At 60.0% G+C, this 24882-nt stretch carries 23 protein-coding genes; 7 read left to right on the forward strand and 16 right to left on the reverse strand.

Annotated elements, in window-relative coordinates:
* Position 1: 1 nt before the first annotated feature.
* The 3 genes from panB (at position 2) to HB780_RS17825 (ending at position 2107) form a co-directional block, all read left to right on the forward strand.
* The gene (panB, locus tag HB780_RS17815) at positions 2–826 is read left to right on the forward strand and encodes a 3-methyl-2-oxobutanoate hydroxymethyltransferase (protein ID WP_183694390.1); all 825 of its coding nucleotides are present in this window, start codon (positions 2–4) and stop codon (positions 824–826) included.
* A gap of 244 nt (positions 827–1070) precedes the next feature.
* Positions 1071–1793: an AzlC family ABC transporter permease gene (locus HB780_RS17820; protein WP_183694393.1), complete on the forward strand. Its 723-nt coding sequence runs from the start codon at positions 1071–1073 to the stop codon at positions 1791–1793.
* A 2-nt stretch (positions 1794–1795) separates the two neighbouring features.
* Complete coding sequence (locus HB780_RS17825) at positions 1796–2107, forward strand: AzlD family protein (RefSeq protein WP_183694396.1); 312 nt, start codon at positions 1796–1798, stop codon at positions 2105–2107.
* Positions 2108–2141: 34 nt separating this feature from the next.
* Here the strand turns inward: HB780_RS17825 and HB780_RS17830 are convergent, their stop codons facing one another.
* Complete coding sequence (locus HB780_RS17830; RefSeq protein WP_183694399.1) at positions 2142–3977, reverse strand: aminopeptidase P family protein; 1836 nt, start codon at positions 3975–3977, stop codon at positions 2142–2144.
* 341 nt (positions 3978–4318) lie between these two features.
* Between HB780_RS17830 and HB780_RS17835 the strand changes: the two genes are divergently transcribed.
* Positions 4319–4459: a hypothetical protein gene (locus HB780_RS17835; RefSeq protein WP_183697699.1), complete on the forward strand. Its 141-nt coding sequence runs from the start codon at positions 4319–4321 to the stop codon at positions 4457–4459.
* Positions 4460–4689: 230 nt separating this feature from the next.
* Here the strand turns inward: HB780_RS17835 and HB780_RS17840 are convergent, their stop codons facing one another.
* Genes HB780_RS17840 through HB780_RS17850 form a run of 3 tightly spaced genes read right to left on the reverse strand, consistent with a single transcriptional unit; the run spans position 4690 to position 7347 of the window.
* Complete coding sequence (locus tag HB780_RS17840; RefSeq protein WP_183694402.1) at positions 4690–5568, reverse strand: 50S ribosomal protein L11 methyltransferase; 879 nt, start codon at positions 5566–5568, stop codon at positions 4690–4692.
* Between the two features lie 20 nt (positions 5569–5588).
* Entirely contained in the window at positions 5589–6737 is a 1149-nt protein-coding gene (locus tag HB780_RS17845; RefSeq protein WP_183694405.1) for an FAD-dependent oxidoreductase, read from the reverse strand.
* Positions 6738–6744: 7 nt separating this feature from the next.
* Positions 6745–7347, reverse strand: a complete 603-nt coding sequence (locus HB780_RS17850; protein ID WP_183694408.1) for an SCO family protein — start codon at positions 7345–7347, stop codon at positions 6745–6747.
* A 379-nt stretch (positions 7348–7726) separates the two neighbouring features.
* Here HB780_RS17850 and HB780_RS17855 point away from each other — a divergent pair, with 379 nt between their 5' ends.
* Positions 7727–8191, forward strand: coding sequence for a chemotaxis protein CheW (locus tag HB780_RS17855; protein WP_183694411.1), 465 nt, complete (start codon positions 7727–7729; stop codon positions 8189–8191).
* A gap of 264 nt (positions 8192–8455) precedes the next feature.
* Here the strand turns inward: HB780_RS17855 and HB780_RS17860 are convergent, their stop codons facing one another.
* The 3 genes from HB780_RS17860 to HB780_RS17870 all read right to left on the reverse strand — a co-directional run bounded on the left by HB780_RS17860 (position 8456) and on the right by HB780_RS17870 (position 9932).
* Positions 8456–8950 carry a CreA family protein gene (locus tag HB780_RS17860; protein WP_183694414.1) on the reverse strand — a complete coding sequence of 165 codons (495 nt, stop codon included), beginning with the start codon at positions 8948–8950 and terminating at the stop codon, positions 8456–8458.
* A gap of 168 nt (positions 8951–9118) precedes the next feature.
* The gene (locus HB780_RS17865; protein ID WP_183694416.1) at positions 9119–9562 is read right to left on the reverse strand and encodes an SRPBCC family protein; all 444 of its coding nucleotides are present in this window, start codon (positions 9560–9562) and stop codon (positions 9119–9121) included.
* A 46-nt stretch (positions 9563–9608) separates the two neighbouring features.
* Complete coding sequence (locus tag HB780_RS17870; RefSeq protein WP_183694419.1) at positions 9609–9932, reverse strand: ArsR/SmtB family transcription factor; 324 nt, start codon at positions 9930–9932, stop codon at positions 9609–9611.
* Between the two features lie 299 nt (positions 9933–10231).
* Between HB780_RS17870 and HB780_RS17875 the strand changes: the two genes are divergently transcribed.
* Positions 10232–10768 carry a GNAT family N-acetyltransferase gene (locus HB780_RS17875; RefSeq protein ID WP_183694421.1) on the forward strand — a complete coding sequence of 179 codons (537 nt, stop codon included), beginning with the start codon at positions 10232–10234 and terminating at the stop codon, positions 10766–10768.
* A 38-nt stretch (positions 10769–10806) separates the two neighbouring features.
* Here the strand turns inward: HB780_RS17875 and ligA are convergent, their stop codons facing one another.
* The 9 genes from ligA to aqpZ all read right to left on the reverse strand — a co-directional run bounded on the left by ligA (position 10807) and on the right by aqpZ (position 23208).
* Positions 10807–12960, reverse strand: coding sequence for an NAD-dependent DNA ligase LigA (gene ligA, locus HB780_RS17880; RefSeq protein ID WP_183694424.1), 2154 nt, complete (start codon positions 12958–12960; stop codon positions 10807–10809).
* An 80-nt stretch (positions 12961–13040) separates the two neighbouring features.
* Positions 13041–14714: a DNA repair protein RecN gene (recN, locus tag HB780_RS17885; protein ID WP_183694427.1), complete on the reverse strand. Its 1674-nt coding sequence runs from the start codon at positions 14712–14714 to the stop codon at positions 13041–13043.
* A 12-nt stretch (positions 14715–14726) separates the two neighbouring features.
* Positions 14727–15596, reverse strand: a complete 870-nt coding sequence (locus HB780_RS17890; RefSeq protein ID WP_183694429.1) for an outer membrane protein assembly factor BamD — start codon at positions 15594–15596, stop codon at positions 14727–14729.
* Between the two features lie 286 nt (positions 15597–15882).
* Complete coding sequence (gene lpxC / locus HB780_RS17895; protein ID WP_183694432.1) at positions 15883–16839, reverse strand: UDP-3-O-acyl-N-acetylglucosamine deacetylase; 957 nt, start codon at positions 16837–16839, stop codon at positions 15883–15885.
* 332 nt (positions 16840–17171) lie between these two features.
* The gene (gene ftsZ, locus HB780_RS17900; protein WP_183694435.1) at positions 17172–18935 is read right to left on the reverse strand and encodes a cell division protein FtsZ; all 1764 of its coding nucleotides are present in this window, start codon (positions 18933–18935) and stop codon (positions 17172–17174) included.
* 110 nt (positions 18936–19045) lie between these two features.
* Complete coding sequence (gene ftsA / locus HB780_RS17905; RefSeq protein WP_183694437.1) at positions 19046–20377, reverse strand: cell division protein FtsA; 1332 nt, start codon at positions 20375–20377, stop codon at positions 19046–19048.
* Positions 20374–21306, reverse strand: a complete 933-nt coding sequence (locus HB780_RS17910) for a cell division protein FtsQ/DivIB (RefSeq protein WP_286203130.1) — start codon at positions 21304–21306, stop codon at positions 20374–20376. The genes ftsA and HB780_RS17910 overlap by 4 nt, the downstream gene beginning before the upstream one ends.
* Positions 21294–22223 carry a D-alanine--D-alanine ligase gene (locus tag HB780_RS17915; RefSeq protein WP_183694440.1) on the reverse strand — a complete coding sequence of 310 codons (930 nt, stop codon included), beginning with the start codon at positions 22221–22223 and terminating at the stop codon, positions 21294–21296. The genes HB780_RS17910 and HB780_RS17915 overlap by 13 nt, the downstream gene beginning before the upstream one ends.
* A 298-nt stretch (positions 22224–22521) precedes the next feature.
* Positions 22522–23208: an aquaporin Z gene (gene aqpZ, locus HB780_RS17920; RefSeq protein ID WP_183694443.1), complete on the reverse strand. Its 687-nt coding sequence runs from the start codon at positions 23206–23208 to the stop codon at positions 22522–22524.
* Between the two features lie 258 nt (positions 23209–23466).
* Here aqpZ and HB780_RS17925 point away from each other — a divergent pair, with 258 nt between their 5' ends.
* A complete protein-coding gene (locus tag HB780_RS17925; protein WP_183694446.1) occupies positions 23467–24798 on the forward strand; it encodes an MFS transporter in 1332 nt (443 codons plus the stop codon).
* The last annotated feature ends 84 nt before the right edge of the window (positions 24799–24882 follow it).

Genomic DNA, 24882 nt, shown 5'->3' on the forward strand with positions numbered 1-24882 from the left:
CATGAGCGCTACCGGACAGACCAAACGCAACACCATAGCCCAGATCGAAGCGATGAAGGGCACGCGCCCGATCGTCAGTCTGACGGCCTATACGACGCCGATCGCCCGGCTGCTCGACCCGCATTGCGACCTGCTTCTGGTCGGCGATTCCCTCGGCATGGTGCTCTACGGGATGGAATCGACGGTCGGCGTAACGCTGGAGATGATGATTGCCCATGGCCAAGGCGTCATGCGCGGCGTCCAAAAAGCCTGCGTCATCGTCGACATGCCCTTTGGCTCCTACCAGGAATCAAAAGAGCAAGCCTTCCGCAATGCCGTGAGGATCCTGAAGGAAACCGGCTGTGACGGCGTCAAGCTGGAGGGCGGTGAGGAGATGGCCGAGACCATCGCATTCCTGACTGCCCGCGGCGTGCCGGTCTTCGGCCATGTCGGGCTGATGCCGCAGCAGGTGAAAACGGCAGGCGGCTATCGCGCGCTCGGCCGGTCTGAGGAAGAAGCCGAGAAGATTCGGCGGGATGCGAAAGCAATCGATGAAGCCGGCGCCTTCGCGCTCCTCGTCGAGGGCACTGTCGAGCCGCTTGCCCGTGAGATCACCGCATCGGTCAGTATCCCGACGATCGGCATCGGCGCCTCCCCGGCCTGCGACGGCCAGATCCTCGTCTCCGACGACATGCTCGGCCTTTTCAGCGATTTCAAACCACGCTTCGTGAAGCACTTCGCCGAACTGGCGCCGACGGTTTCAAAGGCAGTGGAAGCCTATGCGAAAGAGGTGAAGGCGCGGACGTTTCCGGGGCCGGAGCATACGTTTCAGGTGAAGAAGCAGTGATTTTCTTTATCGATGACATCCATGCGCTTCGTGGGCACATCCCATCGGCAGTTCAACGGAATCGATAGCCCTATCAAGGAAATTGAATTGCCGATGCTTGCCTCCCAGCTTACAGCTCCTCCGTGCGCCGCGCATCCCACCTGACGCGCAAAGCCAGTTGCATTTTGCTCCGCACATAACCCGTTAAATCCACGTGGATTTAACGGGTTATGTGCGGGAATTTCCATGAAGGGCAGAGCGGACCATGAGTCGCGCGGATTTTTTTGACGGCTTGAGAGGCGGTATTCCTGTCGCTCTCGCGGCAGCACCATTCGGCGCATTGTTCGGCGCCCTGGCGCGCGACCAGGGCCTGTCGCTTGGCGAACTGACCCTGATGAGCGGCACCGTCTATGCCGGCGCCAGCCAGATGGTGGGCATCGATCTCTTCGGCCACAACGTACAGGCCTGGCTGATCGTGCTGTCGATCCTGGCGGTCAATTTCCGCCATGTGCTCTATTCGGCAGCGATCGCCCGCTACATCCGGCATTTCTCGCCGGTCCAGAAATTCTTCACCTTCTTCCTGCTGGTCGATCCGCAATTTGCCGAAACGGTCAAGCGGCACGAGAGCGGCAAGCCTGTCACCTTCGCCTGGTATCTGGGTTTCGCAGCCGTCGTTTATGTCGTCTGGGTGGCGCTCAGCCTCATCGGCGGCCTGCTTGGCAGCATGATCGGCGACCCCAAGGCGATCGGCCTCGATATTCTGCTGCCGGTTTATTTCCTCGGCATCGTCATCGGCTTCCGCAAGCGCGATAATTTCCTGCCCGTGGTGATCGCCAGCGCCGGTGTTTCGGCCATTGCCTATCGCTATGTCGGCTCGCCCTGGCATGTCAGCATCGGCGCGCTCGCGGGCGTCGCCCTCGCCGCCGTGCTGCCGCCGGTCAAGGCGAACCGCAAGCCCGACCTCGCGCACGAAAATCACGAGGTCTGATCATGCTTGATTTCGACCTGCATATGGTCCTGCTGATCCTCACGGCCGCCGTCGTCACTTTCCTCACGCGCATCGGCGGCTATATCCTGATCGTCAAGATGAACCGCATTCCGCCGCGCGTGGAAGCCGCGCTGAACGCCGTGCCCGCCGCCGTGCTGACGACCCTCGTCGCCCCCGCCTTCTTCAACGGCGGCTGGGATATCAAGGTGGCCATGTTCGCCGCGCTATTGGTCGGCCTGCGCTTTTCGTCGACATTCATGCTGATCGCGGGATGGATCGTCGTGATGGCTTGGCGGCACTTCGCCGGGATTTAAAGCCTTCTCCCCGGTGGGGAGAAGGTAAGTTACTTCAATGACTTAATTCCAGCGTCGCGTTCTCCAGCCAAGCCCGAATATCCGGATCGTGGATCAGCGGCATCAGCGCTTCACGAGTCCTGGCGTGATAGTCGTTCAGCCAATGCAGTTCGTCATGGGTCAGCAGTTCCGGAAGGATAACGCTGCGGTCGATCGGGCAGAAGGTCAGCGTTTCGAAGCCGAGCATCGGGATATCGCCGCCTTCGATCTCCTCGGGATCGCGAATATAGATCAGGTTTTCGATACGAATACCGAAATGGCCGGGACGATAATAGCCGGGCTCGTTCGACAGGATCATGCCGGGGAGCAGTTCCTGCGTCGATAGCCGCGAGATGCGCTGCGGCCCCTCATGCACCGAGAGGTAGGAGCCGACGCCATGGCCAGTGCCATGGGCAAAGTCGACGCCGGATTTCCAGAGCGCGATGCGCGCCAGCGGATCGAGATCGCAGCCGCGTGTGCCCTTGGGGAAACGCGCCGTGCTGATGGCGATCATGCCCTTCAGCACCAGCGTGAACAGCCGCTTCTGCTCCTCGGGGACCGCGCCGATGCCGACCGTGCGGGTGATATCGGTGGTGCCATTGATATATTGTGCGCCTGAATCGATCAGGAACAGCTCGCCCGCCTGGATCAGCCGGTCGGTCTCCGTCGTCACGCGATAATGCATGATGGCCGCATGCTCGCCAGCGCCGGAGATGGTGTCGAAGGAAATATCCTTCAGCGGGTTCTGCATGCTCTGGCCGACGCGGGCGCGGCTTGCTTCCAGCCGCTCGGCGGCAGCAATTTCCGTCACCGTGCCCGGCTTGCTGGTCTCCAGCCAATAGAGAAACTCGACCATGGCAGCCCCATCCTGCAGATGGGCGGCGGCCGAGCCGTTGATCTCGGCGGCATTCTTGCGGGCGCGCGGCAGCTTGGCCGGATCCGTGCCCTCCACCACCTCGCCACCCTCGCGGCGAATGATGTCGGTTAGTGCATAGGACGCCAGATCGGGATCGACCAGGATGCGCCCGCCATTCGCGGAGGCAGCTGCCAGTCGCTTGACGAGTTCGGATGGCGGAAGCTGCTTGCAGATCTGCGTGAGGTAAGCTTCCGCCTCGATCTTGGTCTTGCGCTTGTCAAGGAAAATTTCGGCTTCACCCTCGGCATAGATGATGGCGCGCGCCAGCGGATGCGGCGTATGCGGCACGTCGTTGCCGCGAATATTGAAGATCCAGGCGACCGAGGATGGGTCAGTGATCAACGCCGCCTTGAGGTTCTTCGCCTTCAGATCGGCCGCGATGGTCACCAGCTTGTCTTTCGCCAAGATGCCGGCCTGCCCGATGTCCTGAACGATGACGCCGCCGAGCGGCTCGGCCGGCCGGTCGCTCCAGAGCTTGTCCAGCGGGTTATGCGGCAGAAAGACCAGCTTGCCACCGATTTCCGCCAGCGCCTTTTCCAGCCGCCGGACTTCGGCGCCGGTGTGCAGCCACGGATCGATGCCGAGCCTGAACCCTTTCTTCGCATGACGCGGCAGCCAGACATGCGGCGGCTCGTCGACGAGATCGCCGCCGGTGAAGACGGATCGGTCCACCTGTTCGGCCAACTGCGTCACGTAGCGACCGTCGACGAAAACAACGGCTTGCGACTGTGTCACAAGTGCCACACCGGCCGATCCGGTAAATCCCGTCAGCCAAGCCAGGCGCTCCGAACATTTGGGCACATATTCGCCCTGATATTCGTCGGCACGGGGCACGAGGAAGCCGTCAATACCAAGGTCGCTGAAGGCGGTGCGCAGGCCGGTAACGCGTTCGCGACCGAATTGCGGGGTGGATGTGACGTCGAAAGACTGGAACATGGCTTAATCCAAGAACTAACCGAGAATCCGCGAAACTGAGCGGCAACAGCATGTTAGAGCATGATCACGGCAAGTGCGAAACGATTTTCACGCGAGATCACGCACGAATAAGCGGGCAAGAATTTTCAACAGACGCGCCGGTCGGCGATGCGAGTCGCTCGTTAACGATTTCGCCCATTTCGTGAGCAAACGAGGTCGATTGTGACATCATAGCGGCAGGCAATATGCATTAAATGCATAGCTCCCATGAGACATACCCCCTGCCACGCGAGAGGGCGAGTCGCTATATGCAGCACATCAAACGGGGTTCACAACGAACCCGCTCGAAAAGGACAATAAAAATGCCTATCTCTCGCTCCGCATATGTTAGCCCGGCACTGGCTGGCGAGCGGCGCACTGTACGCCACTCCATCGGCGCACTTCGTCAGCTCGAAGTCGAAACGTCGAAAGCAATCGGCGGAAGCCGTGGCGGTCGCTACTAACAATTCCAAGAGCTAGCGTTCCTATTGGATCGGCCCGGGACTCCTCCTCCTACCCGGATCGAACCAGAACGGTAGAGCCCGCTTGAGCACTCCTCCACACGCTCGCGGGCAAGATCGGTCAAATACCGATCAGCAAGGCGGTGCTTCGGCACCGCCTTTTGCGTTTTAAGGGCCATACTAAAGTCTCCTCTCCCCGCCCCTTCGACAAGCTCAGGAGCGGGGCGAAGGATTTAGGGCCGGTCGAGATGAATGGTGACCCAGCCGTTGCGCCAGATGGTGCGGACATGCCGCATCTTCGCACCATTATAGGCGGCCAGCACTTTCCAGCGTTGTGTGGCAAGGATGCCCGAGAGAATGACCGAGCCGCCGGGGGCAAGATGAGCGACCAGCTGCGGCGCCATTTTGATCAGCGGCCGGGCCAGGATATTGGCGATAATCAGGTCGAAAGGCCCATGGCGGGAAAAGGCCGTGGAATGAAAGCCAGGTGCTGTTTCCAGGGCGATGCCAGACGCAATGCCGTTGCGGCGGACATTCTCGCGGGCGACACGGACGGCGATCGGATCGATATCGGTGGCAAGAACCGGGATATTGCGCAGCTTGCGCACGCCGATCGCCAGCACACCGCTGCCTGTGCCGAGATCGAGCGCATTGCGCACCCGCCGGCTGGCAAGCACCGTCTCGATCGTCTCCAGGCAGCCCGCCGTCGTGCCGTGATGGCCGGTCCCGAAGGCTTGGCCGGCATCGATCTCGATGGCGATATCGCTCGAGCCGATCTTGTCGCGGTCGTGGGAACCATGCACCAGAAAGCGCCCGGCGCGGACCGGCTTCAGGCCTTCCAGCGACTTGGCGATCCAATCGACATCGGGAATGACTTCCTTTTCGACGACAAGCTCGGGAAATGTCGGCTTCAGCAAAGCTGCAAAGCGCGCGCGCACGTCGTCTTCATCATCCGCGTAGAGATAGATAGACGCTTCCCAGATGTCCTTCTTCTCATCGATCTCGCTGGTCGCGATCGGTAATTCTTCGTCTTCGAATACCGGCGTCATCAGATCGAGAACCAGTTCGGCCTTTTTCTCGGTCGTCGTCACGTAAAGGCGGATTTCACTCAACTCTTCGCTCTCTCTTGTTCTTACTCGGCCCAGTCGATCCAAGGCGGCTTCGGCGTATCGTAGCCGGCGACATTGTAAAGCAGCCTGCGCCGCGCCGGCCCGAAACGCAAAAACAGCGGCGCGAGCAGATTGCGCACCGCGATCGCCAGCGCATTTTCCATGGTGATCAAGCGGGTCAGACCATAGGTCTGCTTCAGCACCTGTTTCACGGCTGGAATTCTGAGGGCCGAATACTCCTCTTCGCGCCCTTCCGCAATGAGCCAGGCAAGCCAGCAGGCATCCTCTATACCAAGATTCATACCCCGAGCCCCTGCCGGAGAATGAATATGAGCCGCGTCGCCCGCCAGGAACACATTGCCCTTGGCCATCGGCTCGACGTGGCGGAAATGAATGCGGAACTGCGAGACCCAGATCTTCTCGGCAACCGCCTCCGGATGAACGATGCGGCTTTCAAAATCCTCCCGCGTCGAGATATAGCGCAGGACATCGGAAGATACCGGCAGACGCCCGATCATGCCGGGATCACAAAGGGTGATCTCAACGAAATGCGAGTCCACCGGTTTGGCATAGCGAAAATCGGCAATATAGAAATAAGCCTCCAACGCCTCACCGGGAAAACCGGCGCCAAGCGCCTTGCGCACAGCGGAATGCGCCCCGTCGGCACCGATCAGTATATCGGGACGAACAGCTTCCGTGCCGCCATCGGCGCGTCGCAGCGTCACTTCCGGCTTCCAGGTATTGGTGATCGGATCCGCGACGACAGCAGTCTGCCATTCCGGCGCAATGCCGTAAGCGGCGAGCGCCTCGATCAGTAACCGCTCGGTCGCGCCCTGCGCCAGAACGTGCATGGCGCCAAAGCGCCCCGGCACCTGCCGCGTATCGACATCGGCCAGGACTTTCGCTCCGGAGCGGATACGAAAATGCATGATCGGCTGGGCAGCCGTGACAATGCGCTCGGCAACGCCGGAAGGTGAAAGCAGCGTCAATGTGCGGGCATTGATGCCGAGAGCCCGGCTCTCTTTCAGGGGCGTCGGCCCCTGGCCATCATCGATAATGCGAGGCGCAAAGCCGCGGTGGGCCAATTCCAGCGCTGCGGTCAGACCAGCTGGTCCCGCACCCGCAATCAGAATGGACTTGGATTTCCTCTCTCCCCCGGCGCTATCTCCCATAGGCGCCCTATCCCTTCTTGATCAGGTTCTCCAGCTTCTTGACCGCAATATCCGGATCCTCCTGATAGGCGATCGTGCCGGCGAAACGGCCAGAGGCATCGAGGAGGAAGACCGAGGCGGTATGGTCCATGGTATAATCGCCGTTCGGATCCTTCTCGTCGAGCGGAACCTTCTTGGCGTAGACCCGGAAGCCCTTGACCATGTCTATCACCTTGGCGGGGTCGCCGGAAATGCCGGTGATGCGGTTCGAGACGTTGGACACATACTGGTTCATGATCGCGGGCGTATCGCGCTCGGGATCGACGGTGACGAAATAGGCGTTGAGCTTGGTACCGTCAGGATCGACCTTCTGCATCCAGCCGTTCATTTCAAACAGCGTGGTCGGGCAGACATCAGGGCAATGCGTATAGCCGAAGAACAGCGCCGTCGGCCTTCCGCGAAAAGCCTGCTCGCTGACCGGCTGGCCATTCTGCGCCGTGAGCGTGAACGGCACCCCGTAAGGCCCTTCGGCCGCCGCCTCCGGCGATTTGTTGACCCCGAAAGTCAACCATCCCAGCACTCCCGCCATGATCAACACGGCCACCCAGACAACAATTCGCACGGTTTTCATCAATGCTTCTTCCCCACCACGCCCGGCGACAACTCGGTATGCGAGACGGCGGGCGATCATTGCCCGGGTGTAACGGGTTGAATCGGACGACGCAATTCAAGAAGATGTTTTCGAACGTCCCGAAATCGCGCCCGCGTTAAAGCTATCCTAATCAGTTCGCGCCAACATCAAAATCCTGTAGGCGAAGTCAGATTCGCCAACCGCGAGACCCGCGGCAAATCCATTTTCGTTCAGAAGGGCATGACGCCCGCCGAAGCAGCCAGTCGCCTTTCGAGCGCCCAAGCCTTCGGATGCTGTAGCAGCCTTCAATTGCTTCAGCCGATCCCCTTGTAATCGCCACCGCCGCCTGCCGCCGGCGCCAAACGGGAAGTCCTCGACCATGACGAATGCCATCAAACAATCGGGCGCCTATCTGGAGATTGTCTCCTTCCATCTGGGCGGCCAGGAATTCTGCATCGACATCATGGCCATCCGCGAAATCCGCGGTTGGGCGCCAGTGACGCCGATGCCGCATACGCCGCCCTATGTACTCGGCCTCATCAACCTGCGTGGCGCGGTGATCCCGGTCATCGACATGGCCTGCCGTCTTGGCATGAAGATGACCGAGCCGTCCGAGCGCTCAGCCATCATCGTCACCGACATCGCCGGCAAGCTCGTCGGCCTGCTGGTCGAACAGGTGTCCGACATGATGACCATCAAGAGCGAAGACCTTCAGCCGGCGCCGGAAATCATTCCGGAAACACAGCGGGCTTTCTGCCGCGGTATCGTAGCGCGGGAAAAGACGATGGTTTGCTTCCTCAACCTCGACACGGTCATCGCCGAGCAGTTGGCGCAGGCAGCCTGATCTGGGAAAATAGCTCCAACCAAAATCGCCCTGAAGCAGCTGCTTCAGGGCGATCATGTTATTAAACCGACGTCGGCAGGGGTGCAGCCGACGCGGGCGGATCATGCAGGCCGTGAACAGATGGAAGTGGCACTCCCACGTTCGTCCATAAAATTGCACTAAAATGACGCAATGCGGAAGCATTTAAGTGGGTTTAGCAACCAAAAGGCTAAACTTTTTTGGTACAATCCCCCTTATGGTTGTTCGAGCGGTATCCAGGCAATCTCAATTGGGCTTGCCATTCTTCCAGGACACCGTCTGACCGAACAACGGGATAGTGGAAATCGCCATCTTCGCCGAGCCGTTGGTCAATTCGCGCGAATGAATGAGATAGATCAGCGTATCGTTCTTCTTGTCGTAGATCCGGGTGACCACCAGCTTCTTCCAGATCAGCGACAACCCGGCACGAAACACCTCCTCGCCGCCTTGCGACAAGTCAATGTCCCCGATCGAGATCGGCCCGGTCTGGCGGCAGGCAATGGAATTATTGGAGGGATCCTCGAACCAGTTGCCTTTTCTCAGCCGGTCGATGACGCTGCGGTCGAAATAGGTGACGTGGCAGGTGACCCCTGTGACGCCCGGATCAGGCACGGCATCGACCAGAATATCATTGCCGGTCCAGTCCACCCCGACCTTGCCGACGACCTCGGCGGATGCGGAAACAGGTGCCAGCGCCAGAAACAAGGCGGCAATGGCGGCATGCAATTTCAAAGACGTCATCAATCATCCTCCGACATGCGCCGCCGAGAGTTCAAGCGGCATTGCTAAAGTAAGTTAGCACTCGGGGGATGCAAGAGGCGTCGAGGAGCCATCGGCTACGCTCGTGGTTCGAGACTCCATAACGCCGCCTGGGCGACAAAGCCTCGAACCGCGAGCAGCGCCGCGAATCTATTTACCAGACAACACGATCTCTCCGGTTTCCAGCAGCGATTTGAGATTGGAGAGGATTTTCGGCCAGCCGCCCGAAACCGCGCCGATGAACTTGGCATTCTCCCGCTCCATCGTGTGGGTAACTGTGAGTTTCACCGCATCGCCTGCGGGCTCGATGTCCATCACGCATAGAGACCAGCCCTCGGCCTTCATCTCGGGCATGAATTCATTGCGCCATTTGATGACGAGGCGCTTTGGCGGCTCGAACTCCGCGATCTCGCCGGTATCGGCGACCCGGCCGTCCGCAAAGACGATCTTCCATGGCGAGCCGACTTTCCAGTCAGTCACATGCGTCGCATCGAACCAGTATTTCTTGATGAACTCCGGCGTGGTCAGCGCCGACCAGAGTTTTTCCGGCGTGGTGCGGATATAGGTGACGTATACGAAATTGCTGCCAGTCATGATCTTTCTCCTCCTGTTGGTTGGGATCTCCGCTGTCGCCTCGCTGCTATTGGCCGCCCTCACCCTCGAGCGCCTTCTTGAGAGCGGAAAGAGCGGTGAGCTGCCGGCGCTCGAACTTGTTGATCCAGCGCTCGGCAATATCGTTGATCGGAACGGGATTGATGAAATGCAGCTTCTCCCGGCCTTGTCGCTGCGCGGAGACAAGATTTGCCTCCTCCAGGATGGCAAGATGCTTCGCCACCGCCTGCCGTGTCATCTCCAGCCCCTGGCAAAGTTCGCCGAGCGTCTGGCCGTTTTGCTCGTACAACCGGTCCAGCAATTGCCGCCGGCTCGCATCCGCCAAAGCTCGAAAGACCGCGTCATCGCTCATGTTAAATATGAAACCATTTGGTTGCCTGTTGGAGATCTTATAAGCAACTGTTTGGTTGCATGTCAAGCACCACGATGAAAAGCCACCGTCGGCAATCCTGTTGACTTCGGAGCAAAAGCGCTGGAAGCTTCCGGCATGATCGCAAACCGCGCCACCATGATGCATATTCTCACCACCTCACCCCTTGCAGGGCGAGTGGAAGCTGCATTGCGTTAAGCTGACAGCGATCCCCTTCAACCCTGCCGAGGCGAGCAGGGTTTGAAGTCCTTGCTCTCCTCCCGAACATCAAGGAGAGCCAAATGAATTCAGAACAGGAAGATCCAGACCAGCGACGACCGCAAAAGGCCGTTGGAGTGGAGATTCGCGCCGCAAGTCCGTCCGACGCCGAAGGCATAGCCCTCATCGCCAACCTGCCCGGCTTTCGCGCCGGCACGTTACGCCTGCCCTTTCAGAACATCGAAGAGACGCGGCGATGGCTGGAAAAGCCCTCCCCTACCTCGATCAGCCTCGTCGCGGTCGTCGCCGGACAGGTCGTCGGCAATGCCGGTCTGCGCCGCCATTCCGGTCGGCAGATCCACATCGGCAACCTCGGCATGGGCGTCCACGACAATTTCGTCGGCCGGGGCATAGGCTCGGCACTGCTCGCCGCCCTGATCGACACCGCCGACAACTGGCTGGCGATCAAACGGTTGGAGCTGACCGTCTATGTCGACAATGAGCCCGCGATCCGACTCTACGAGAAATTCGGATTCGAGACTGAGGGAAGGCTCAAGGCCTTTGCGTTTCGTAACGGCGAGTATGTGGACGCGTTCACAATGGCACGCATCAGGATGTAAATGGCAACACGCAGCGGTCCACGGATCGCCGCCGCCGGTCACCCCGCGATCAGCTCCAGCCACTCATCCTCACTCATGACTTGCACGTTGAATTCCCGCGCCTTGTCCAGCTTCGAGCCCGCGCCAGGTCCCGCCACGACGATGTCGGTCTTTTTCGAAACCGAGCCGGAGACCTTGGCGCCGAGGCTTTCGGCCCTGGCCTTGGCTTCGTCGCGGGTGAATTTTTCCAGCGAACCGGTGAAGACCACCGTCTTGCCGGCGACGGGACTGCCCGAGGTCGTCGGCTGCTCGGCCTCCTGCGGACGCACCTCGTCAAGCAGCTTGGAGATCACCTCGACGTTGCGCGGCTCCTTGTAGAATTCCACGACGGCGCGGGCGACCACTTCACCGATGCCTTCTATATTATTGAGGTCGTTCCAGGCGTCGCCCGAAAGCGGAACCGCCTCCTTCATTCCCGCCTCAAAGGCTTCGTAAGTGCCGTAGGAGCGCGCCAGCAGCTTTGCTGTGGTCTCGCCGACATGGCGAACGCCAAGCGCGAAGATGAAGCGATGTAGGGCGATATCGCGCCGCTCGTTGATGGCCGCATAGAGCTTGGAAACGCTGACCTTGCCGAAGCCGTCGATATTCTCCAGCTTGGTCAATGACGACTGCTGACGCCTTTCCAGGGTGAAGATATCGGGCGCGGTACGCACCTGTAGCGCCGGGTCCTCGCTCTCGAAGAAGAAATCGATCTGCTTCGCGCCGAGACCTTCGATGTCATAGGCATTGCGCGACACGAAATGCTTCAGATGTTCCGTCGCCTGCGCCCGGCAGATGAAGCCGCCGGTGCAACGCGTCACCGCATCGACCTTGCCGGTCTTTTCATTGATATCGCGCACCGCATGGCTGCCACAGACCGGGCATGTCTTGGGGAACTCATAGGCGACGCTCGACGCCTCCCGCTTCTCCAGCACGACATCGACAATCTGCGGAATGACGTCCCCGGCGCGCTGCACGATCACCATGTCGCCAACACGGATGTCGCGGCCGTCGCGGATCGGCTCGCCCTTGTTGCCGATGCCCTTGATGTAATCGGCATTGTGCAGCGTCGCATTGGTCACCACGACACCACCGACGGTGATCGGTTCCAGCCGCGCGACCGGCGTCAGCGCGCCCGTACGGCCGACCTGAATGTCGATATCGAGCAGCCGGGTGAGCGCCTGTTCTGCCGGGAACTTGTGTGCCGTTGCCCAACGCGGCGAGCGCGAGCGGAAGCCGAGGCGCGCTTGCAGTTCCAGACTGTCGACCTTGTAGACGACGCCGTCGATATCATAGTCGAGATCCGGACGCTGAAGGCCGATCTCGTCATAATGCGCGAGAATGTCCGCGACCGAATTCAGCCGCTTCATCAACGGATTGACCGGGAAACCCCATTCCCCGAATGTCTGCACCATGCCGAACTGCGTGTCGGTCAGCATGTCGGACATCTCACCCCAGGCATAGGCGAAGAATTTCAGCTTGCGGCTGGCCGTGACCTTGGCATCGAGCTGACGCAGCGAGCCGGCTGCGGTATTGCGCGGATTGACATAGGTCTGCTTGCCCTCCGCCTCCATCTGCGCGTTCAGCGCCAGGAAATCGCTCTTGGCCATATAGACTTCGCCGCGTATCTCGACGACTGCGGGCGCGCCGGCCGGCAAGGTCTGCGGGATTTCCTTGATGGTGCGGATATTGGCCGTGACGTTTTCACCGGTCGTGCCGTCGCCACGCGTCGCCGCGCTCACCATCCGGCCATTCTCGTAGCGGATCGACATCGAGAGACCGTCGATCTTCGGCTCGGCGGTGAAGGCGATGGACTGGTCGGGCAACCGGCCGAGGAAGCGATAGACGCCGGCGACGAAATCCTGCACGTCTTCCTGCGAGAAGGTATTGTCGAGCGACAGCATCGGTCTTGCGTGGACGACGGGCATAAAGGTTTCGGATGGGGCGGCACCGACCCGCCGCGATGGGCTGTCGGCACGAATCAGCGCCGGGAAGCGCGCTTCGATGGCATCGTTGCGCCGCTTCAGCGCATCGTATTCCGCGTCTGAAATCTCCGGCGCATCGTTGCCGTGATAAAGCGCATCATTGCGCGCGATCTCGGCTGCCAGATAGGCAAGCGTTGCGGCTGCCTCTTCTTCGGTCAAATCTTCGACGGGCTTCTGTTCGCTGCTCATGGATTCGCACTCCCGGATTTCCGAGATGTTTTAGTGAAAATTTGCGGAATGGGAAGTGCGTAGGATAAGGCTTGACGCTCTCAGCCGTTGCCCGCCAACAGCCGCTTGGCAGCCGCCCTTGCCTCCTCGGTAATCGATGCACCGGCAAGCATGCGGGCGATCTCCTCGGTGCGGTCCGTGGGCGCCATGGTGGCGACACGGGTAGAAATCTTCTCGGAACCGTCTGCGACCGGCCCCTTGGAGATCAACAGATGCGTGGCTGCGCGCGCCGCGACCTGCGGCGCATGGGTCACGGACAACACCTGCACGCGATCAGACAGCCGCTTGAGCCTCTGGCCAATCGCGTCAGCCACTGCGCCGCCAACACCGGTGTCGATTTCGTCGAAGACCAGGGTCGGAGCCGAGCCGCGATCGGCCAGCGCCACCTTCAGCGCCAGCAGGAAACGCGACAGCTCACCACCGGACGCGACCTTAGTGATCGGCCCTGGCCGCGTGCCCGGATTGGTCTGTACATGAAACTCGATGACATCGATGCCCTCGGCCGTGGCGCCTTCGGCATCCGTGGTGATCTCCACCATGAAGCGCGCGCGTTCCAGCTTCAGCGCCGGCAATTCCGCCATGACAGCGGCGGCAAGCGCCTCGCCAGCATGATGACGCTTGTCGGAGAGGCTGTGCGCGGCAGCATCATAGGCAGCCTTGGCTACAGCAAGCTCGGCATCCAGTCGCGCCAGTCGCTCTTCGCCGGCATCAAGATCGGCAAGATCGGCAATCATCTTTTCGGCCAGCGCCGGCAGTTCGGTCACCGGCACGGAATATTTGCGCGAGGCGGCGCGCAGCGCGAACAATCGCTCCTCGACCCGCTCCAATTCACGCGGATCGTATTCTGTCTTGCGAAGGGCGGCCTCCACCTCCATCTGCGCATTGGAAAGCTGGTCCAGAGCCGCGTCAAGCAGGGCTACAGTGTCTTCTAGCAGACCCGGCGCCTCATGGCTCTTGCGCTCCAGCCGGCGCACCAGCGAGGCGATATGGGGCACCGGAGAGGCATTGCCGTTCAAGAACTCGGAGGCTTCGGCAATATCGCCGGCAATGCGCTCCGCTTTCATCATCCGCGCGCGGCGCTCGGCCAGATCGTCTTCTTCACCATCCTGCGGCGACAGCTTCTCCAGCTCCTCGACCGCCGCGCGGATATAATCGGCTTCACGAGCGGCATTCTCCACCTGCTCGCGCTGCTTCCTGAGCGTCCGCTCGGTATCGCGCCAGACCTTGTAGAGCCGACCGACACCCTGCACGTCCTCGGTATTGCCGGCGAAAGCGTCGAGCAGCATGCGATGCGCATCGGTATCAACAAGGGCGCGGTCGTCATGCTGTCCATGAATTTCGACGAGAAGCTGGCCGGCCTGGCGCATCAGCTGAACGCTGAGCGGCTGATCATTGACGAAAGCTTTGGTGCGGCCGTCTGCGGATTGTGTGCGGCGGAAAATCAGGTCGCCATCGTCATCGATGCCGTTTTCGCGCAAGAGTTTGCGAGCGGCATGCTGCATGCCGACATCGAACACCGCCGTCACCTGACCGCGGTCCTCGCCATGGCGCACAAGATCGCCGTCACCGCGCCCGCCAAGGGCCAGCGACAGACTATCAAGCAGGATGGATTTGCCCGCTCCGGTCTCGCCGGTAAGCACCGAGAGCCCGGTCTCGAAGGCAAGATCCAGCCGCTCGATCAAAACGATATCGCGGATCGAAAGCTGGATCAGCATGCGCGCTCAATCTCACGTCCCAAGAAGAAGTTTCTTGCCCGCCTTTGAAATCCAGGAGCCTTCGTTTTCATTCGGCGAAAGCCCGCCAGTCTTCAGAAGCTTGAAGGAATCGGCGTACCAACGGCTATCCGGATAGTTGTGACCCAGAACCGCGGCTGCCGTCTGCGCTTCCTGAACGATGCCCATGGCATAGTAGGCCTCAACAAGGCGAGCCAGCGCCTCTTCGATCTGATTCGTCGTCGGGTATTGCTCGATGACAATACGGAAGCGTGAGATGGCTGCAAGGTAATCCTTGCGCTCCAGATAGTAGCGGCCGATCTGCATTTCCTTGCCGGCGAGCTGGTCGCGGGCAAAACGGATCTTCGCCTGTGCGTCGCTGACATATTGCGAGTTCGGATAGTTGCTGACGACCTTGCTCATCGCCTCGATCGTCTGCTGCGCCGCGCGCTGATCCTGCGTCACGCTGACGATCTGCTTTGCATAGGACGAACCGACGAGATACTGCACGTAATCGGCATCTTCCGAGCCGGGATATTGCTTGAGGTAGCTATTGCCCGACTGCACGGCGTCGTCATAGCTGCCGGTGCGATACTTGACGAAGGTGCTCATCACCAGCGCCTTGCGCGCCCATTCGGAGAACGGCTGCTGCTGGTTGATGGCGTCGAACTTGCGTCCGGCTTCCGCCATGTTGCCGGCCTTGATATTGGCAAGGCCCTGATTGTAGAGGGTTTCCGGCGGATCGGTCTCGACACCGAGCTTGCTGATGTCGATATCCTTGTCCGTATTGCAACCCGTTACCACCGCACCGGTACCGGCCAGGAGAAGCGATACGAGCAACGCCCGTGCTGTAATCTTCATGCTTTCAGACCCTGCAAAACCCATCGGATGACTGTCCCACTAGCCGTTGTTGCGGAAACGGCGTTCTCTCGCTGGCGTTTCTAGCCGCAAAAGCACCATCAGGGCAACGCAATGATGAAGCATTAACGCATTTTTGTGGCAAAGCCCGCCGAATGGCAGGCTTTAACCGCTGTATTGACAAGAGATTTCTTTCGAAGCTGCGCCATTGCGAGAAAGTGCTCGATCTCCAGGCATCACCCACGAATCTCCTGTCAAAAAAGAGCCGCCCCCTTGCGGGAGCGGCGACTTTGCTCATCTGGATTTCTGGAGGTCACGCCGACCAGGGAGCGAATTCAGCAGCATTCACGGTGACAAAATCGCGGCTGTGCGCGCGCTGGCGCGGCGCCGAAGTTTCGACGACGTCGTAAGCGGAGGAATCGCTCAGCAGCGCCTTCAATGCGTTTGCATTCATGCGGTGACCGCCACGATAAGAGCGGTAGCAGCCGATGAACTGTGTGCCGGCCAGCGCCAGATCGCCAACGGCATCCAGCGTCTTGTGACGGACAAATTCATCCTTGGCGTAACGCAGGCCTTCGACATTGATCACAGTGTTGTCGTCGGAGATGACGACGGAATTTTCCAGCGAAGAGCCAAGCGCATGACCAGAAGCCCAGAGCCGCTCGACGTCACGCATGAAACCGAAGGTACGGGCGCGCGACAGCTCCTTCTTGAAGGTCTCCGCGGTCATGTCGCCTTCCCACTTCTGGCGGCCGATCAGCGGGCAATCGAAGTCGATCTCGACTTCGAAGCGCGTGCCGTCATAGGGGCGGAATTCGCACCAGGAACCGCCGGCTTCGATACGAACCGGCTTGGTGATACGGATGTAACGGCGCTTCTCGCCGAGCGAAACGATGCCGACCTGCTCAATAGCTTCGATGAAAGGATAGGAGCTGCCGTCCATGATCGGCATTTCCGCGCCGGTGACTTCGACGATGACGTTGTCGAGGCCCATTGCATAGATTGCCGCCATGACATGCTCGACCGTCGCGACCGAGCGCGCCGGAGAAAAACCGAGAACCGTGCAGAGATCGGTATTGCCGACCTGCGAAGAAACCGCGCGCAGTTCCGTAACGTCGCCATTGTCATGCATGCGCTGAAAAATAACACCTGCGCCAGCTTCGGCCGGGTAGAACGTGATCGACACATTGGCGCCAGAATGAACGCCGATACCCGAAAGTGTTACAGGCTCTGCAATGGTGGTCTGAAAACCCAGCAATCCGATTGCCATATAAAATCTGCCTTCGTCTGTCTGTACCAAGCCGGGGCGGTCACCTTTGGACCTCTGCCCTCATGGCTGGTTCAGTCTGTTACCTAGTCCGCAGAAGCCGCATGCAATCATTGCCGAATGCGATTCCGCAGGCTCGCTCGCCCTTTACATACGCGCGGGGGGATAGCATTCCAAATCACTGTTTCTTTCGCTTTGTTACGAAAGCAGATGATTGAATTTACTAGGTAATTTTAGGATTAAAGATGGGCATCAAAAAAAGAAATCCGGGGCTCGTGAGCCCCGGATTCACCAAACATGGTTAGCATCCTATTAAAAGGATGTCTTGGACCGGATCAGTTCGACTGCCGGCGCAGGAAGGCCGGGATTTCGAGCTGGTCGTCTTCCTGGTTCGTCATGCGAGCCTGCGGAACCTGACGGCCCTGGTCGTCGAGCTGGCCACGACGCGGTGCGTAGAGGCTGGCCTCCGGCGACGGGGCGCGGCGCTGCTGCGGAGCAGCAGCAGGAGCCGAAGCCGTCATCTCGTTGAAGGCCGGGTCCTCGTCGCGGCGGCCGAGCGAATTGGTGATTCGCTTCAGCAGGCCCATCGGACCACGCTCCTCGGCGGCCTGTGCGGCAGCCGGCTGAGCGCGATGTTCCATCTCGGCCTTAACGACCGGAGGAAAATCCTCGACCTTCGGCATGCGGACCTGTTCAACAGCCTGCCGAACGATCGGCTGCTGCATCACCGGCTGCTGGTACACGGCCGGCTGCGGCTGAACCGGAGCCTGACGCACCGGCTGAGCCTCGGGCGCGGCTGCGAAGATGCGGCTCTGCGGACGGAAGCTTTCGTCCTGAGCGACAGGCTGCTGCTGCATGACCGGCTGCGGAGCAGGAACCTGACGCGCTCCCATCTGGATTTCCAACTCACGTTCCATATCGGCTTCGGCCATGCGAATGGTCTGCGCGATCGGGTCGGCGGCTCTTGGAGCCGGTGCAACAGGAGCCTGGTTGACGTGCGCCTGTGCGGTATGGGCCTGCGCAACATGGGCAGGCTGGGCTGCGGCCGCTACCGGAGCGGCGGCCGCGGAAGGACGGATAGCCGGCTTTGCGGCCTGGCGGAATTCCATATTCCTTTCGGCAGCTTCGTTCATCGCGCGATCGATACCGGTCGCAACGACGGAAACGCGGATGATGCCTTCCAGCGATTCGTCGAAGGTGGCGCCGAGGATGATGTTGGCGTCCGGATCAACTTCTTCGCGGATGCGGGTCGCAGCTTCGTCGACTTCGAACAGCGTGAGGTCACGGCCGCCAGTGATCGAGATCAACAGGCCCTGCGCGCCCTTCATCGAGGTTTCGTCGAGCAGCGGGTTGGCGATAGCGGCTTCAGCAGCCTGCATCGCACGGCCCTGGCCGGAGGCTTCGCCGGTACCCATCATCGCGCGGCCCATTTCGCGCATGACCGAACGGACGTCGGCGAAGTCGAGGTTGATGAGACCTTCCTTCACCATCAGGTCGGTGATGCAGGCAACGCCCGAATAGAGAACCTGGTCGGCCATCGAGAATGCGTCGGCGAAGGTCGTCTTGTCGTTGGCGATACGGAACAGGTTCTGGTTCGGAATGACGATCAGCGTATCGACCGACTTCTGCAGTTCCTGGATGCCCATTTCAGCAAGCCGCATGCGGCGGCCGCCTTCGAAGTGGAACGGCTTGGTGACGACGCCGACGGTCAGGATGCCCTTGTTGCGGGCTGCCTGTGCAACGACCGGTGCAGCGCCCGTGCCCGTGCCGCCGCCCATGCCGGCGGTGACGAAGCACATATGGGTGCCGTTCAGGTGGTCGATGATCTCGTCGATGCATTCTTCAGCGGCGGCGCGACCGACTTCCGGCTGCGAACCAGCACCGAGGCCTTCGGTGACATTAACGCCGAGCTGAATGATCCGCTCCGCCTTCGTCATCGTCAAAGCCTGTGCATCCGTATTGGCGACGACAAAATCGACGCCCTGCAAGCCTGCCGTGATCATGTTGTTGACGGCATTGCCGCCGCCGCCACCAACACCGAACACGGTGATCCGCGGCTTCAGCTCGGTGATATCTGGCTTATGCAGCTTGATAGTCATTGTACCCGTTCCTTCTCTTTATGGCCGCATCGCCACGCCGGCCAATTCACTAAATTTCACTCGCCTGACCCCTGCCCGGAAAGCGCTTGTCGCGATCCGGGATCAGGCACTCAGAAACTCTCCTTCAGCCACTGGCCTACGCGGCCGATGCGGCTGTTGTTACCTCCAAGCGACGAGAGCAGACCGCCGCCCGCCGCATGTGTCTCCATGTCCGCGACCTGCGGATAGATCATCAGTCCGACTGCCGTCGAAAAGGCAGGCCCCTTGGCCGCCGTCGGCAGGCCGGACACGCCCATCGGGCGGCCGATGCGGACGTTGCGGGCAAGGATGCGCCGCGCCACGTCCGGCAGACCGGTCAACTGGCTGGCACCGCCTGTCAGCACGACGCGCTTGCCGACGATCGGGCTGAAGCCCGAGCGCTGAATGCGATCGCGGATCAGCTCCAGCGTCTCTTCGACACGGGCCCTGACAATGCGCGACACCAGCGCCTTCGGCACCTGTGTCGGCTGGTCGCGTTCATCCTCGCCGATCGACGGGATGGAAATCAGTTCGCGCTCTTCCGAGGAATTCGCGAGCGCCGAGGCATGTACCACCTTCAGCCGCTCGGCATCCTCAATGCGGGTCGAAAGACCGCGCGCAAGATCGGTGGTGACATGATGGCCGCCAAGGCTGACAGCATCGGTGTGCACCAGCTTGCCTTCGGCAAAGACCGAGATGGTCGTCGTGCCGCCGCCCATGTCGATGGCGGCGCAGCCGAGCTCGACTTCATCGTCGACAAGCGCGGCAAGACCGCTGGCATAAGGCGTTGCCACCATACCCTCGACCGACAGATGCGCCCGGTTGATGCAAAGTTCGAGATTGCGAAGTGCTGCCCGCTCGGCGGTGACCACATGCATGTCAACGCCCAGCTCATCGCCGAACATCGCAAGCGGATCGCGAATGCCGCGTTCCCCATCGAGCGAATAACCGGTTGCCAGCGAATGCAGAATGGCGCGTTCCTGACGGAGCGACTGCTGGCAAGCGGCGGAAAGCACTTTCTTCAGATCGTTGGCTTCGACTTCCTGGCCGCCCAGATCGATGGTGGCCGTATAGATGTCGCTGCCGAGACGACCGGCGGAAACATTGACGATCAGGCTATCGACGGTGAGGCCGGCCATACGCTCGGCTGCATCCACCGAGAGACGGACGACGTTTTCCAGCGCATCGAGATCGGCGATCACACCGGTCTTGATACCGCGCGAACGCTGATGTCCGATGCCGATGACCTCAATATTATGCGTGCGGTTCGGAAGAATCTGGCTTTCCTCGCGCGGCGTAAGCCGGCCGATCATGCAGACGACCTTCGTCGAGCCGATGTCGAGGACCGATACGATATGCGACCGCTTGGAAGACAGCGGCTTCAGACGCGGCAGACCGAAATGGGACGAACTGAACAAGCTCATGTATCCTGCCCTGCTTTCTTCAAAGCCTTGGTTCTTGTATCCACCGCCATCTGGCGACGAACCACTGCATCCGGAGTCAATTCAATGGCCATGCGATCGTCGAGACGAAGATCCACGGCTGCGATATCGCGCTGCAACAGGTTCTGATCCTTGTCTATCTTGGTCAGCCGGGCCAGTGCGCCGTCGATGTTGTCTTCCGGCAGTTTGATGATCACGCCATTGTCGAGATAGAGATCCCAACGGCGGCCGGCGACACGCACGAACGCCTTCACATGACTGCGAACATCAGGCCATTTGGCGAAGGCTTCATCGATCGATGCAGCAGCCGTCTCCGCATCGCGACCGACAAAAAGAGGCAGCTTGGCGAACTTGTTGTCGCGCAACGGAGCGATCACGCTGCCGTCCTTCTGGATCAGCGACAGTTCGGAACCGTGCTGCCAGATCGCGTAAGCCTTGCGCTCCGTGAGCTTCACTTCGATAGCCTTCGGATAGACCTTGCGGACTTCGACGTTCTCTACCCACGGCAAGTTGGCGATCTTCTGGCGCGCCGCGTCGGCATTGAGCGCTACCAGCGACGTGGTGCCATCAAGACCGAGAAGCTGCAGGATTTCGATTTCCGAGGTCTGGTCATTGCCGGAAACCTTCACGTCCTCGATCGCAAAGCCGGCAGCCGAAGTCGTTGCCTGCGCGACATCCTGCGCATGACCACCGATCGACATGCCATAGAGGCCGGTCGCAGCGAACAAAGCCAGCGCGGAGACAGTGCCGATATGCGCCGGAATATTGACGCGACCCGAACCGAGACTCACGAGGAAGCGCACAACGCGACGCATCGGCCGAGGCAATACAAATGCGTCCTCGACATCATCGATCTCGAGCTGGACACGGTGGCGGGACCGCCTCATATTTTTGACCGTCAGCGCGAACAAGACGCGTCCTCCACCATCCACCGGAGAAATTCACCAAAAGTGTAACCGGCGTGAGCCGCCATTTCGGGCAACAGCGAGGTAGGAGTCATGCCTGGCTGGGTGTTGATTTCCAACCAGATAAGCTCACCTTCCTCGGAGAAGCGATCGTCAAAACGGAAGTCAGACCGACTGACGCCACGGCAGCCGATAGCTTGATGCGCCCTTAGCGCCAATATTTGTATCTTTTGGTAAAGATTCGGTGAAATTTCTGCCGGGATGACGTGTTTTGAGCCACCCGTCGCATATTTGGAGTCGTAATCGTAGAAGCTATGCCCCAGCGGCACGATCTCGGTGACCCCAAGCGCGGTATCGCCCATGACACCGCAGGTCAGTTCGCGGCCATGAATATAACGTTCGACCAGAACCTCGTCGCCATATCGCCATTCGGACGACGTGACGATCTGCGGCGGATGCGCTTGATCTTCCTTGACGATCACGACGCCGAAGCTGGACCCTTCCCGCACCGGCTTGACGACGTAAGGCGGCTCCATCGGATGCTCGCCGGCAATGGCGAAGCGATCCAGAACGAGCGAAGCGGCAACAGGAACGCCGGCGACGGCCGCAACCGTCTTGGCGCGCGACTTATCCATCGCCAGCGCCGAAGCCATCACGCCGGAATGCGTGTAGGGAATTTGCAGATATTCGAGGACGCCCTGGATCGTGCCGTCCTCACCAAAGGGACCGTGCAAAGCATTGAAAACGACATCAGGCTTCAGGTCGGCAAGACGTGCGGACACATCGCGCTCGACGTCGACGCGCGTAACGCGATAGCCTTCAGCTTCGAGGGCATCAGCGCATGCATTTCCCGAGGACAGGCTGACAGGCCTCTCCGAGGAAAATCCGCCCAAAAGGACAGCCACATGCTTGCCACCACCCATCAATACCCCCAGTTCACCATCTTCAACTGACGTCCGCTCGGTCCGCCTTGCAGCGATTCTCGCTACGTCTTCCGTGACCCGATTAGAACGACATTAAGGTTAATGAAGCGTTTACTTTCGTTAACTTCTAACCGCTCGCGCTGAAATCGATTTTCTCGAATCAAACCGGTCTAAAGAATTCTGCCATTAGAATCAGAGAGTTGCTACGTTGGAAATATCCAACTTTAGTTTTTTTAAACAAATAGGCCCGCGACGGGGTATCCGGCACGGGCCTTCGTTAGGATTATGGCGCCTGATCTCAGTCTTTATCGTCGACCAGTTTCCAGACGAGGCCACCGATCGCGCCGCCGACGATCGGAGCTAACCAGAACAACCAGAGCTGCTGCAACGCCCAACCACCCACGAACAACGCCTGCCCCGTCGAACGGGCCGGATTGACCGATGTGTTGGTGATTGGGATCGAGATCAGATGGATCAGCGTCAGCGCGAGACCGATGGCGATCGGCGCAAACCCTGCCGGCACCTTGCTGCTGGTCGAGCCGAGAATCACGACCAGGAAGAACAACGTCAGGACGACTTCGGCAACCAGCGCCGAAACCAGCGAATAACCGCCCGGCGAATGCTCACCATAGCCGTTGGCCGCAAAGCCCCCGAGCTGGAAATCGGCCTTGCCGCTGGCGATCAGATAAAGCACGGCCGCCGCCGCGATAGCGCCGATCACCTGAGCGACGATATAAGGAATGAGCTGCGAAGCTGGGAAACGACCCGCAACCGTAAGCCCGACGGAAACCGCCGGATTGAAATGACCGCCCGAGACACCGCCGACCGCATAGGCCATGGTGAGTACGGTTAAGCCGAACGCCAGTGCGACGCCCAGAAAACCAATGCCAAGGCCCGGAAACCCCGCTGCGAAAATTGCACTTCCGCAGCCGCCGAATACGAGCCAGAACGTCCCAAGAAACTCCGCAATAAGCTTTTTCTGCATGAACCCCTCTCCTTTGCCCTAGACCAAAGTGAAAGCCTGCCATTTGCGAAAAATAGAGTCTTCCCAACCCGCCGATTGGATGCCTACGAAAACGGCAAACGCCCACCTAACTACTTGCGACTCAACGATTACGGCTAAATAGTAGCACGCATTTGTTGATTTCTTGTTTTTTTAACATTTGCGCTGAACAAAAATTACGCTAAGGACACGCGTTGCCTACTGAGGCAGCATTTTAGCATCATAAAAATTGGTGGAACCATGACTGACGCGATATCCCCCTTATCGCCGACCCCCTCGTCATCAAACAGCGTTGTTGCGAACTCCCCGGCGCGCGTTCTGATCGCGAGCCTTATCGGCACGACAATCGAATTTTTCGACTTTTATGTTTATGCGACGGCGGCGGTTCTCGTCTTCCCGAAGCTGTTCTTCCCGGCCAGCGACCCAACCTCGGCGACGCTGCAGTCTTTCGCGACCTTCTCCATCGCTTTCTTCGCTCGTCCGATCGGCGCGATGATCTTCGGCCACTTCGGCGACAGGGTCGGCCGCAAGGCAACGCTGGTGGCGGCATTGATGACCATGGGCCTTTCGACCGTCGTGATCGGCCTCTTGCCCGGCTATGAATCGATCGGCGTTCTCGCGCCGATCCTGTTGGCGCTTTGCCGCCTCGGCCAGGGTCTCGGCCTCGGCGGCGAATGGGGCGGCGCGGTACTGCTCGCCACAGAGAATGCGCCAGAGGGTAAGCGTAGCTGGTACGCCATGTTCCCGCAGCTCGGTGCACCCATCGGCTTTATTCTCTCCGCCGGCCTCTTCCTCATCCTGCGCGAAACCATGTCGGACGCGGATTTCCTCAGCTACGGCTGGCGCGTTCCCTTCCTGCTTAGCCTGTTGCTGGTTGGCGTTGGCCTCTACGTCCGTCTGAAGATCACCGAAACGCCGGAATTCCGCCGCGCCATCGAAAAGGAAGAGCGTGTCTCCGTTCCGATCGTGGTGATTTTCCGTTCGCATTTCCGCAGCCTGGTACTCGGCACCATCATTGCCGTCGCGACCTTCGTGCTTTTCTACCTGATGACGGCGTTTACGCTGAGCTGGGGCACCAGAGCACCCGGCAATGGACCGCTGCCTTTGGGCCTCGGCTATTCGCAGGGTCAGTTCCTGGTCGTCCAGCTCGTCGGCGTCGTCTTCTTCGGCCTGACGATCCCGATCTCCGGCCTGCTGTCGGACCGCTATTCGCGCCGGCTGATCCTCGGCCTGACGACGGTCGGCATTCTGATCTTCGGCCTGTTCTATTCGTCGTTGCTGACCGCCGGCCTCGCCGGCGCCTTCGCCTGCTCGATCATCGGCCTGGCATTGATGGGCTTCACCTACGGCCCGATCGGCGCGGCACTTTCCGCGCCCTTCCCGACGGCGGTGCGCTATACCGGGGCGTCGATGACCTTCAACCTCGGCGGCATCGTCGGCGCCTCGTTGGCGCCCTATATCGCCACCTGGCTGGCGACGAACTACGGTCTTGGCTATGTCGGCTACTATCTCGCCGGCGCAGCCGCCCTGTCGCTCGTCGGCATCCTGCTGTCAGGCAACGAAGAGATCTGAGGATCTCGACATAACCAATTGAAAAGGCCGGGTGAAAACCCGGCCTTTTTTGTTGAATCAATACATGAAGTCAAAACAAATGGA

This window comes from Rhizobium lusitanum (genome assembly GCF_014189535.1).
In the GTDB taxonomy this organism is placed as follows: Bacteria; Pseudomonadota; Alphaproteobacteria; order Rhizobiales; family Rhizobiaceae; genus Rhizobium; species Rhizobium lusitanum_C.